The organism is Delftia sp. CH05, from assembly GCF_009827015.1.
GTDB lineage: Bacteria > Pseudomonadota > Gammaproteobacteria > Burkholderiales > Burkholderiaceae_C > Comamonas > Comamonas tsuruhatensis.
Genome location: NZ_WUMG01000074.1, coordinates 1 through 11,926 on the forward strand (window position 1 = coordinate 1; position 11,926 = coordinate 11,926).

An 11,926-nucleotide genomic window follows, 5' to 3' on the forward strand; every position below is an offset into this window, starting at 1 on the left:
ACCTGGGGCTTGGAGGACGTGGGCCAGGGCGGCAGCGGCGTGCTGGAGCAGGCGGCCAGCAGGGCGGTGCATGCCAGGGCCGACCACCGCAGCCGGCCCTGTGGCAGCTCCGGATCGGGGCGCTGGCTGGAGGGTATGGCGGGTGGAGTCAGCAGTGTCATGGCGTGGCCTTGAGGAACCAGTCGTGGGGAATCTTGGGGAATCCGGGAAAAGGGGTGCGGCCTTCAGTCGCCGCAGGCCGCAATGCTATCGGGATGATAGCCATGCAGGCTTGCGGCGCGCTGTCGGCTGAAGGCGCAATCTGTGCAATGCAAAAGGGCTGCAGCCCCGGGGAGATGCAGCCCTTTGGGCTGGTGCAATGCCCGGCATGCCGCCTGGCACGCCGGGTATTCAGTGCAGGTCAGCGACCGTAGCCGCCGCGCGAGGAGCCGCCACGGCCACCGCCGCCGAAGCCACCACCGCCGCCGCCGCCACCGCGGTTGAAACCACCGCCGCCGCGGCGGCCGCGTTCGGCCATGGTGTCCACGCTGGTGCGCATCGGGTCGGGTTGGCCGCCACCGGCGCCGCCGCGCGGTCCGCTGCTGCGTGCATGGCCGAGCTGCGTGCCCAGGTGGGCGTCAGCGCGCGGGGGCTGGTCGTCGAAGCGACGGCCACCGCCGCCTTCGCCGTCAGGACGCGGGCCGCGACGGGGGGCGTTCTGGGGACCTGCCTTGGGGCGGTGAGCAGCGCCGGAGCCGTTGCCCGGACCGTCGAAGCGGTCGCGGCGCGGCTTGTTGTTGGCGCCTGCGCCGGCGTGGTTGCGGCCACGGCCCTGGCCGCCTGCGCTGCCTTCGGAGCGGCCTTCGGAGCGGCCTTCGTCCGAGCCTGCCTTGGGTGCTGCCTGGCCACGGCCGCCTACACGACCGCCGCGGTCGGGCTGGGCAGCCTTGTTGGTGCGGATGCGGTCCATCATTTCCTGGCGCGCAGCCTTGGCGGCGGCCTGCATGACGTCACGGCTGGGCGGCTTGCCCGCGCCGCCCCAGATGGTCTGGCGGCCCATGGCGATGGGTTCGGCCACTTCGCCTTCTTCCGGGCCGAAGCCTTCGAGCACCTGCACGGGGATTTCCTGCTTGGTGAAGCGCTCGATGTCCATCATGAAGCCTTCTTCGTCCATGCACACGAGGCTGACGGCATGGCCTTCGCGCCCGGCACGGCCCGTGCGGCCGATGCGGTGCACGTAGTCTTCGGAGACGTTGGGGATTTCGTAGTTCACGACGTGCGGCAGCTCATCGATGTCGATGCCGCGTGCAGCGATGTCGGTGGCCACCAGTGCGCGCAGCTCGCCGGTCTTGAAGCCGGCCAGTGCCTGGGTGCGTGCGCTCTGGCTCTTGTTGCCGTGCAGCGCCATGGCGCTGATGTTGTTCTTGGTCAGGAATTCGGCAACGTTGTTGGCGCCGAACTTGGTGCGCGTGAACACCAGAACCTGGCTCCAGTTGTTCTCGTTGATGATGTGCAGCAGCACCTGCTTTTTCTTGCCGCGGCCCACGGGGTGGATCACCTGGGTGATGCGCTGCACGGTGGTGTTGCTGGGCGTGACCTGGATGGACTGCGGATTGCGCAGCAGGCCGTTGGCCAGGTCGCGGATCTCGTCGCTGAAGGTGGCCGAGAACAGCAGGCTTTGCTTTTCCTTGGGCACCAGGGCCAGCACCTTCTTGACGTCGTGGATGAAGCCCATGTCCAGCATGCGGTCGGCTTCGTCGAGCACCAGGACTTCGACGGTGGACAGGTCCATGAAGCCTTGCTGCTGCAGATCCAGCAGGCGGCCCGGCGTGGCGACCAGGATGTCCACGCCCTTCTTGATGCGGTCGATCTGGGGCTTCATGCCCACGCCGCCGAAGATGACGGTGGAGTTGATGTCCAGGTACTTCGCGTAGCTGCGCACCGATTCCTCGACCTGCGCTGCGAGTTCACGCGTGGGCGTCAGCACCAGGGCGCGGATGCCCTTGCCGCCGAACTTGTTGCGCGGCACCTGGCCTTGCGAGAGGCGGTGCAGCATGGGCAGGGTGAAGGCCGCGGTCTTGCCGGTGCCGGTCTGGGCGCCTGCCAGCAGGTCGTGGCCGGCGAGCACCGCCGGAATGGCCTGTGCCTGGATGGGAGTCGGGTTCTCGTAACCCTCCTCAAGCACGGCCTTCAGAATGGCGGGAGCCAGATTCAGTTCTTCAAATGTCATGTGATCAAAGATGCGCCCGTCCGGGGCGCTGGGTATCAGCCTGCCGAGGCAACCAGGGCGGTTGCCGGACCAGTCGTAGGCGGATGAGGTTCAATGTCGGGAGCCTGGAAAACAGCGTCCATCGTCCCCAGCTGGAATGCTGATGTCACGGGCAACTGGAACCCGCAACGCAGGGTATTGTCGCATGCGCCGATAATCACGGCTGGCGTGCAACCGATTTGTTGCCCGGTTTTTGCAGAAATCAACGATTCAAGTACTCGGACCAGAATGGCTCAATACGTTTTTTCGATGAACCACCTCACCAAGACCGTGCCGCCCAAGCGGCAGATCTTGAAGGATATCTCTCTCAGCTTTTTCCCGGGCGCCAAGATCGGCGTGCTGGGTCTGAACGGCTCTGGCAAGTCCTCGCTGCTCAAGATCATGGCCGGGGTGGACAAGGAATTCGAAGGCGAGGCGCTGCCCATGCAGGGCCTGTCCATCGGCTATCTGCCGCAGGAGCCTCAGCTCAATCCAGAGCACACGGTGCGCCAGGCCGTGGAAGAGGCCATGGCCGAAGTCAACGCGGCCCGCGCGCGCCTCGATGAAATCTACGCCGCCTACGCCGAGCCCGACGCCGACTTCGACGCGCTGGCTGCCGAGCAAGGCGAGCTGGAAGCCAAGATCGCCGCTGCCGGCACCGACTCCGAGCACCAGCTGGAGATCGCCGCCGACGCCCTGCGCCTGCCGGCCTGGGACGCCGTGATTGGCAAGCTGTCCGGCGGCGAGAAGCGCCGCGTGGCGCTGTGCAAGCTGCTGCTGTCCAAGCCCGACATGCTGCTGCTGGACGAGCCCACCAACCACTTGGACGCCGAGTCCGTGGAATGGCTGGAGCAGTTCCTGCACCGCTTCACCGGCACCGTGGTGGCCATCACCCACGATCGCTACTTCCTGGACAACGCTGCCGAGTGGATCCTGGAACTGGACCGTGGCCACGGCATTCCCTACAAGGGCAACTACTCCGAGTGGCTGATCCAGAAGCAAAACCGCCTGGAGTCCGAGCAAAAGGGCGAGGAAGCCCGTGCCAAGGCCCTGAAGAAGGAACTGGAGTGGGTTCGCCAGAACGCCAAGGGCCGCCAGGCCAAGTCCAAGGCCCGTATCGCGCGCTTCGAGGAACTGAGCGATTTCGAATACCAAAAGCGCAATGAAACCCAGGAAATCTTCATTCCTGTGGCCGAGCGCCTGGGCACCCAGGTCATCGAGTTCAACAACGTCACCAAGAGCTTTGGCGACCGCGTGCTCATCGACAACCTGACCATGAACATCCCCGCTGGCGCCATCGTCGGCATCATCGGCCCCAACGGCGCCGGCAAGTCCACGCTGTTCAAGCTGATCGCGGGGCGCGAGCAGGCCGATTCCGGCGAAGTCATCGTGGGCCAGACGGTCAAGATGGCCTATGTGGAGCAGACGCGTGACGCGCTGGCCAACGACAAGACGGTGTGGGAAGACATCTCGGGCGGGCTGGACATCATCAACGTCGGCAAGTTCCAGATGGCCTCGCGCGCCTACGCAGGCCGCTTCAACTTCAACGGACAGGACCAGCAAAAGAAGGTCGGCAACCTCTCCGGCGGCGAGCGCGGCCGCTTGCACCTGGCCAAGACGCTGATCCAGGGCGGCAACGTGCTGCTGCTGGACGAACCCTCCAACGACCTGGACGTGGAAACCCTGCGCGCGCTGGAAGATGCGCTGCTGGAGTACGCGGGCACGGTGCTGGTGATCTCCCACGATCGCTGGTTCCTCGACCGCATCGCCACGCACATCCTGGCCGCCGAAGGCGATTCGCAGTGGGTGTATTTCGACGGCAACTACCAGGAGTACGAAGCCGATAAGAAAAAGCGTCTGGGCGAAGAAGGTGCCAAGCCCAAGCGCATGCGCTACAAGGCACTGAAGTAAGCATCAAAGGCAAGCCTCAAAGCGCCTCCGGCACGGGCTGGAGCCTGTATTCTTCGGGCCATGAATCCTCCACCCGTTTCTGTTGCCGCGTTGCAGGCCTGCCTGGTGCAGGCTGTCCGCGGCTCGGAGGCGCTGATCCTGCGGCTGCTGCAGCGCACGGCTCATGCCATGGAGCAGGCCGAGCTGCCTGGCTCCGGCCTGCCGCGCCGCGCTGAAATCCCCGAGGCGCTGGAATTGCTGGCCCGCCACCGGGCCGCCATGCTCAAAGGCTATGGGCTGGCGCTGCTGGAATGCTTTGGCCAATCCGGTGGCGCTGCCGCCTGGCCGCCGGTGCCGGGCATGTCCGGTGCGTCCGGTGTGCCCGGCACCACCGATTTCGCCTCCCTCTCCCTGCTGGATGACTCCGTGCTGCAGTCGCAGCTGGCCCACCAGCGCCTGCTGCAGCATGTGGCGCCGCAGGTGGAGATCGCACTGGCCGAGCTCGATGCCCTGGTCAGCGCCATCCAGGGCCTGGACCGTGTCCAGCCCGAACGCAACCCGCTCAGGCCCCACAACTATGTGCAGGCGCTGCAGCGCGTGATCGACGACACCGGGGTCGAGCCCGAATGCGCCGCCTGCTGGCTGGGCTTCATGCGCGAGCATCTGGGCGCATTGCTGGTATCCGAGTACGGCCATGTGGCCCAGTCCCTGCGCGACCAGGGCGTGCAGCCTGCCGCCTATGGCGTGGCACCGCCGCCCGAGCCGGGCCGGCGCCAGACCGACATGCCGGGGCCGAACCGCTGGCGTGCGCCTTCACACTATGGCGATGCCGTGGCACAGAGCCGCGCCTACGGCGCCTTCGGCCAGCAGGCGCAGGAAGATGAGTTGACGCGGCGCCTGGTGGCCGCCCTGCTGTCCGACCCCCGCTGGATGGATTCACACCGCGAGGCGCCCGCTGCGGCGCCTTCTTCCATGCTGGCGCTGGCCCAACCATCCGCCTATCCCGTGCCCGGGCAGTTTGCGCCGGCCGTGGACGGCGCAAGCCGCCTGCAGACCACCGCCTGGCAGGGCAGCGAGACGGCACCCACCGTGCTGGCGGCGCTGCCCGAAGGCTGGACCTCGCTGAGCTGCATGGCGCTGGAGTCCGTGCAGCACCACTCGGCCCAGCTGGAGCAGCTGATGCAGGCCCTGCAGCCGCAGGAGCCGCAGGAGCCTCCCCCGGGCGCGCGCGCCGACGACGGCGCGGCGCTGCATACGCTGCAGCGCATGATGCGCTTCATGGCCGCCGACACGCGCCTGCTGCCTTCCGTGCAGCGCACGGTGGGCCGGCTGGAGCCGCTGCTGCAGCAGCTGGTGGTCCAGGACACGCGCTTTTTCGAGGACCGCAATCACCCTGCGCGCCAGCTGCTCGACGAGCTGACGGCGCGCAGCCTGTGGTTCGACAGTGAGTCTGCACCGGGCTATGGCCAGTTCCTGCAGGTGGCCGATTCCGCTGCCATGCGGCTGGCGGCCCTGCAGCGCGCCGATGCATCGGCCTTTGCCACGGTACTGCAGCAGCTGCGTGACGGTTGGGGCGGCAGCGGCATGCAGCCCGTGGGCCCGAGCGAAGCGCCTGAAGATGGCACGGTGACCGGCCCCGTCTCGGCCGCGCTCCGGCGCGTGGAAGGGCGGCGTGCGGACCCGCGCTGGCCGGAAACCGCCATGCCCCGGGCCGAGCAGATCGCAGCCGCCATCCGGCGCCTGCCCAGTGCCCAGGGCGTACCCGATGACATCCTGGAATTCGCCACGGGGCCGTGGGCCCAGGTGATTGCCAGCGTCCAGGAGCCTGTGGACGGCAGCGAGGCCCGCGACCCCGGCGGCTACCTCGCCCTGGTGCCCAGCCTGCTGTGGAGCGTGTCCGCACACGCCGGCCGCGATACCGACCGGCTGGTGGCGCTGGCGCCGCGCCTGCAGGCCCGGCTGCGCGCCGGCCTGCGCAGCGTGGGGCGCACGGAGGAGGAGATCCAGGCCTTTGCCGCGCGCCTGGCCGGCCTGCACCAGGATGCGCTGGATGCGGGTGTGGTCCGCCAGCCCATAGAGAGCGTGGATATTTATCTGGACTCCGTGCCGCCCACCGTCTATGGGTCGGACTCGGTGCTGGCGTCCCTGCCTTCCCGGTTCGATGCTGCCGGGCCCGGCCAGGCCAGGCCCGTCCAGGCAAGGCCCGGCTCCTCGGCAGCGCGCCTGCCACAGTCGTTGTTCGGCGTGGCGGCCTCCATGCCGGTGCCGCTGGATGTGCCTCAGCCCATGGCGAGCGATATGGCGCACGAGATGGCCACCCTGACCGAGCAGGACCTGGAGCTGCCCGAGGCGCTGCAGGACGAGCTGCCTGCCCCCCCGGCCGTTGCGGCGTCGCCGACCAGGATGCCTGGCGAGCCTGCCGGGCCCCAGGTGACGCCGCATGCGACATCCGTGGCACCTGCACCTGAACCTGTGGCACCCGTGGCGCCCGTGGTCTCCGAGGACTGGGCGCTGGGCACCTGGGTAGAGCTGTCCAATGCCCGGCAGAGCATCCGCACCCAGCTGACCTGGGTCAGCCCGCAGCAGACGCTGTTCCTGTTCACGGCCACCGATGGCAGCACCCAGTCCATGACGCGCCGCATGCGCGACAAGCTGCTGGCGCAAGGGCAGCTGCGGCGCGTGGACTGAGGCGCCTGCCGGACATGCGCCGGCGCCGATGGGGACGAATCGTGCCCAATTCGGGCGTTGCGGAGGTTGAGGCTTGAGGCGCGTCAAAAAGACAATGTCCTGCATCGATGCGCCCCGGATCATGGGGCGCATCACCACCGAATAGACCCCACCAGCAGGAGACAGGAACCATGGCGCGTTTGAGGATAGGCATCGTCGGAGCAGGCATTGGCGGATTGGCGGCAGCCAATGCGCTGCACCAGGCAGGGCATGAAGTATTGGTGTTCGAGCAAAGCCGGCAGTTCCTGCGCGTGGGCGCGGACATCAACCTCACGCCCAATGCCGTGCGCGCCCTCGATGGCCTGGGCGCCGACATCGCCGCCGCCGTGCGCGCCAGCGCCGCACGGCCCACACACCGCATCAGCCGTAACTGGGACACGGGCGAGGAAACCTCGCGCCTGACCATGGGTGACGAGGCCGAGCGCAAATACGGCGCACCCCAGCTCACCATCCACCGCGCGGACCTGCTGGCGGCCCTGGCCGATGCCTTTCCGCTGGACCAGGTGCAGTTGGGCAAGCGCGCCAGCCAGATCACGCAGACGGGGCAAGGCGTGGACATCGCCTTCACCGATGGCAGCGAAGTGGCCGGGCTGGACGCACTCATTGGCGCGGACGGCATCCACTCCGTGGTGCGTGCGGCCCTGTTCGGCGCCGAAAGCCCGCGCTTCACGGGCGTGGTGGCCTTCCGCGCGGTGGTGCCTACCGAGCGCGTGCGCCATGTGCCCGACATCCAGGCCTTCACCAAATGGTGGGGTGCCACGCCGCAAAGCCAGATCGTGACCTTTCCGCTGAATCAGGGGCGCGATACCTTCATCTTTGCCACCACGGCCCAGGAATCGTGGCATGAGGAATCCTGGACCACGCCGGGCAGCGTCGAGGAGTTGCGCGGCTTCTATGCCGATTTCCATCCCGACGCGCGGGCGCTGCTCGACGCCTGCGACACGGTGCTCAAGACCGCGCTGTACGAGCGCGATCCCCTGCCGGCCTGGTCGCAGGACCGCATCACGCTGCTGGGCGATGCCTGCCACCCGATGATGCCCTTCATGGCCCAGGGTGCGGGCATGGCCATCGAGGATGCCGTGGTGCTGGCGCGCAACCTGGACGCTGCGCAGGGATCGCAGCAGGTGCCCGCTGCCCTGGCGCGCTACCAGGCCATGCGCATGCAGCGCACCAGCGAGATCCAGATCGGCTCGCGCGGCAACAACTGGCTGCGCGCCGGTGGCAATGCCGATGGCGTCTACGGCTACGACGCCTGGGCGGTGGCACTGCAGGCCTGAACCCGGTCAGGGCCGGCAGGCGGCCAGCTCCCTGGCACAGGGCAGCTCCAGCCCTTCGGCCGTGGTCAGCGACTGCGCGGCCAGCACGGCGCGCACCGTGGCCAGGGCCACGGCCTCGGCGGCCATGGCGGACAGGGTCAGCATGCCCAGCGAGTGCTCGGCCAGGCCCGTGCCCAGGGCGAACAGGGTATCGCCATCGCTCATGGTGTGCACGGGTCGTATGGCGCGTGCCAGGCCGTCATGGGCCACCACGGCCAGGCGCTGGGCCTGGGCCTTGGTGATGCGTGCATCGGTGGCAACCACGCCGATGGTGGTGTTGGTGCCTGCCAGCAGCGGCCGGGGCTCTTCGCCGCGCAGCAAGGCACGGCAGGTGTCGTGCAGCTGGCGGCCATCGGGGCTGCGCGCGCCGGCCAGCAGCACGCCGCTGTGGGGATCGACCACATCGCCCACGGCATTGCAGGCGATCAGCGCGCCCACGGTGACGCCGTGCACGGTGAGCGAGGCCGTGCCGATGCCGCCCTTCATGGCGCGATCCATGCCGAAGACCTTGCCCACGCAGGCGCCCATGCCGGCGCCCACATTGCCCTCGGCAGGCCGCGCGGCGCTGGCGGCCTGGCAGGCCGCATGGCCGGCATCGGCCCCTGGGCGGATGCGGCTGTCGCCCACCGCCAGGTCGAACAGCACGGCGGCCGGCACGATGGGCACGCGGCCCACGCCCACATCCAGCCCTATGCCCTGCTCATCGAGCCAGCGCATGGCGCCGCTGGCCGCGTCCAGACCCCAGGCGCTGCCGCCCGACAGCATGACGGCATGCACCTGCTGCACCAGGTTGGAGGGATGCAGCAGGTCGGTCTCGCGCGTGCCGGGGGCGGCGCCACGCACATCGCAGCCCCCCACGGCACCGCCGCGCGCCAGCACGACGGTGCAGCCCGTGGGCCGGCGGGCATCGGTGTGGTGGCCTACCTCGATGCCCTGTACGCGGGTGATGGAGCCGGGGTCTGAGTCGGTGCTTGGCATGCGCTGCTCTGCTCTGTGATGGACAGGCCTTCACCTTAGCCGAAACGGCAGCCCTGCACCCGGTCTTCAGCGCAGCACTTCCAGCTGCGTGACCACGAAGGCGCCCTGGTCCTGCTCGGCGCGAAAGCGCACCTTGTCGCCAGCCTTGAGGGCGGGCTCGGGTGCTGCCACGCGCAGCTGGAAGACCATGGTCATGGGCGGCATGCCCAGGTTCTTGAGTTCGCCGTGGCGCAGCGTGACCTTGCTGGTGCGTGCATCCCAGCGCGTGACCTCGCCTTCGCTGAGGTCCTGGCTGGCGGCGGCGGGTGCGGTTTCGGCAGATTGCGCGCCATGCGCCGCATGGTCGTGGGCCGTGGCCTGGGCACAGGCCCAGGCCGGGATCAGCGCGGCGGCAAGTGCCAGGCGCACGGCAAGGGCGGTACGGGACGTACGGGACGTACGGGAAACAAGGAGGACTGTGTTGTGCATGGTGTGCTCCGGGGGTCAGCGGTAGCTGGTGAAGGTGCGGGTGGAAACGTCGCTGTTCATGAGGTTCTTGGTGATCAGCAGCACCTCGTAGGGGTCCTTGCGGCCGCCGTACTCGGGGCCGTCCATGCCGGGGCTGCCCACGGGCATGCCGGGCACGGCAATGCCTACCGCCTTGGGCTTTTGCCTGAGCAGCTTGTGCACGTCGGCCGCAGGCACATGGCCTTCGAGCGCATAGCCTTCGACCAGGGCCGTGTGGCAGGAGCCCAGGCGCGCCGGAATGCCCAGCCTGGCGCGCACGGTGCTGTTGCCGGTGTCGTGCACGGTGACGGCAAAGCCGTTGTGCTCCATGTGCACCACCCAGTCCTGGCAGCAGCCGCAGTTGGGGTCCTTCCAGACCTCGACCGGGATGCGGGCCGTGGGTGCGGCCGCCCACAGCGAAGGGGCGGCGAATGCCGTGCAGGCCAGGGCCATGCGGCGCAGCGCACTGCGGCGCGGGTGGGCGGATGCCATGCGTTCATGTTTCATGGGGTGCTCCTGAAGGGGGGAAGAAGTGGCGCGCTCATTGCGTCACCGTGATGGTTCCGCGCATGCCGGCCTGGTAGTGGCCGGGGATGAGGCAGGCAAAGTCGAAGCTGCCTTCGCGGTTGAAATTCCAGACCAGGTCGCCGGATTGGCCGGGCGAGACATGGGCCATGTAGGGCTCGCCGTGCTCCATGGTGGGGAACTTGAGCATCATCTGCGCGTGCTCGTCCAGCGAGGCCGGCGTGCCCAGCACGATCTCGTGCATGACCTGGCCCTTGTTGGCCACGCGCAGGCGCACCGTCTCGCCGCGCCTGACGCTGATGCGCTCTGGCGTGAAGCGCATGTTGTCGCTCATGTCCAGGGTGATGGTGCGCCGGGCGGCCGAGGCATCGCCGGCAATGCCCCAGGGCTTTTGCTCCTTGACCGCGGCGGCCTTGGGAGCGTCATCGTGGGTTTCGCTGCCATGGGCGAAGACGGCAGCGGGGCCGGCAAGCAGTGCGGTGGCAAGGAGGAGGGCAAAGGTGTTCATGAGGTGCTCCTTGGATGGCATCAGTGGTGCTCATGGCCCGCACCGGGCTTGCGCACGCTGGGTGCGCCGGGAGACTGGCCGGGCGTGGTCTGGCGCGGTGCGGAGGCCTCGGCCGCCGGCCCCTTCCATTCATAGGCCACGCGGCCCTCGGGGTGGGTGAACCAGCCCGGGTCGCCGTAGTCGTTGGCGCCCAGCTGCTCGCGCACCTTGAGGGTGGTGAACATGCCGCCCATCTCGAGGGGGCCGAAGGGGCCCGTGCCCGTCATCATCGGGAAGGTGTTGTCGGGCAGCGGCATCTCCATGGCGGCCATGTCGCCCATGCCGCGCTCGCCCATGACCATGTAGTCGGGCACGATCTTCTGGATCTTGCCGACCAGGCCCCGGTGGTCCACGCCGATCATGGTCGGCGTGTCGTGGCCCATGGCGCCCATGGTGTGGTGGCTCTTGTGGCAGTGCAGGGCCCAGTCGCCCAGCTCGTCGGCGATGAACTCCACCTGCCGCATCTGGCCCACGGCCACGTCCGTGGTCACCTCGGGCCAGCGTGCGGACCGGGGCACGGGGCCGCCGTCCGTGCCCGTGACCTCGAACTCGTGGCCATGCACGTGGATGGGGTGGTTGGTCATGGTCAGGTTGCCCACGCGCAGGCGCACGCGGTCGCCGCGCCGGGCGACGACGGGGCTGATGGCGGGAAACACCCGGCTGTTGAAGGTCCAGATGTTGAAGTCCGTCATCTCGGCCACGCGTGGCGTCATGGAGCCGGGCTCCACGTCGTAGGCCGACAGCAGGAAGGCGTAGTCGCGCTGGACCTCGGCAATCTGCGGGTGCGCGGCCTTCGGGTGCGTGATCCATAGGCCCATCATTCCCATGGCCATCTGCACCATCTCGTCGGCATGCGGGTGGTACATGAAGGTGCCGGGACGGCGCGCCGTGAACTCGTAGACAAAGGTCTTGCCGGGCGGGATGTGCGGCTGGGTCAGGCCGCCCACGCCGTCCATGCCGTTGGGCAGGCGCTGGCCGTGCCAGTGCACGGTGGTGTGCTCGGGCAGGCGGTTGGTCACGAAGATGCGGACCTGGTCGCCTTCCACCACCTCGATGGTCGGTCCCGGGCTCTGGCCGTTGTAGCCCCACATGTTGACGAAGAAGCCCGGCGCCACCTCGCGCACCACGGGCTCGGCCACCAGGTGGAATTCCTTGACGCCTGCGTTCATGCGCCAGGGGGTGGTCCAGCCGTTGAGCGTGACCACGGGGCGGTAGGGGCGGCCGTTGGGC

9 protein-coding genes are annotated in these 11,926 nt (G+C 68.5%); 3 read left to right on the top strand and 6 right to left on the bottom strand.

Going from position 1 to position 11,926, the window contains the following annotated elements:
* Positions 1-400: 400 nt before the first annotated feature.
* Positions 401-2,209: a DEAD/DEAH box helicase gene (locus tag GRX31_RS29385; RefSeq protein ID WP_160856069.1), complete on the bottom strand. Its 1,809-nt coding sequence runs from the start codon at positions 2,207-2,209 to the stop codon at positions 401-403.
* Between the two features lie 267 nt (positions 2,210-2,476).
* Here GRX31_RS29385 and ettA point away from each other — a divergent pair, with 267 nt between their 5' ends.
* The 3 genes from ettA (at position 2,477) to GRX31_RS29400 (ending at position 8,121) form a co-directional block, all read left to right on the top strand.
* On the top strand, positions 2,477-4,138 hold the full coding sequence (gene ettA / locus GRX31_RS29390; protein WP_016449924.1) for an energy-dependent translational throttle protein EttA: 1,662 nt from the start codon (positions 2,477-2,479) through the stop codon (positions 4,136-4,138).
* 60 nt (positions 4,139-4,198) lie between these two features.
* Positions 4,199-6,805, top strand: coding sequence for a DUF1631 family protein (locus GRX31_RS29395; RefSeq protein WP_160856071.1), 2,607 nt, complete (start codon positions 4,199-4,201; stop codon positions 6,803-6,805).
* A gap of 170 nt (positions 6,806-6,975) precedes the next feature.
* Positions 6,976-8,121 carry an FAD-dependent monooxygenase gene (locus GRX31_RS29400; RefSeq protein WP_026062174.1) on the top strand — a complete coding sequence of 382 codons (1,146 nt, stop codon included), beginning with the start codon at positions 6,976-6,978 and terminating at the stop codon, positions 8,119-8,121.
* 6 nt (positions 8,122-8,127) lie between these two features.
* Here the strand turns inward: GRX31_RS29400 and GRX31_RS29405 are convergent, their stop codons facing one another.
* The 5 genes from GRX31_RS29405 to GRX31_RS29425 form a co-directional block, all read right to left on the bottom strand.
* Positions 8,128-9,138, bottom strand: a complete 1,011-nt coding sequence (locus tag GRX31_RS29405; protein ID WP_016449921.1) for a P1 family peptidase — start codon at positions 9,136-9,138, stop codon at positions 8,128-8,130.
* 66 nt (positions 9,139-9,204) lie between these two features.
* On the bottom strand, positions 9,205-9,606 hold the full coding sequence (locus tag GRX31_RS29410; protein ID WP_043791475.1) for a copper-binding protein: 402 nt from the start codon (positions 9,604-9,606) through the stop codon (positions 9,205-9,207).
* A gap of 15 nt (positions 9,607-9,621) precedes the next feature.
* Positions 9,622-10,131, bottom strand: a complete 510-nt coding sequence (locus tag GRX31_RS29415) for a DUF411 domain-containing protein (protein ID WP_160856073.1) — start codon at positions 10,129-10,131, stop codon at positions 9,622-9,624.
* 34 nt (positions 10,132-10,165) lie between these two features.
* Positions 10,166-10,657: a cupredoxin domain-containing protein gene (locus GRX31_RS29420; protein WP_046242186.1), complete on the bottom strand. Its 492-nt coding sequence runs from the start codon at positions 10,655-10,657 to the stop codon at positions 10,166-10,168.
* 20 nt (positions 10,658-10,677) lie between these two features.
* Positions 10,678-11,926 (bottom strand): multicopper oxidase family protein (locus tag GRX31_RS29425; RefSeq protein WP_160856075.1); only part of this gene is annotated, 1,249 nt, incomplete at its 5' end.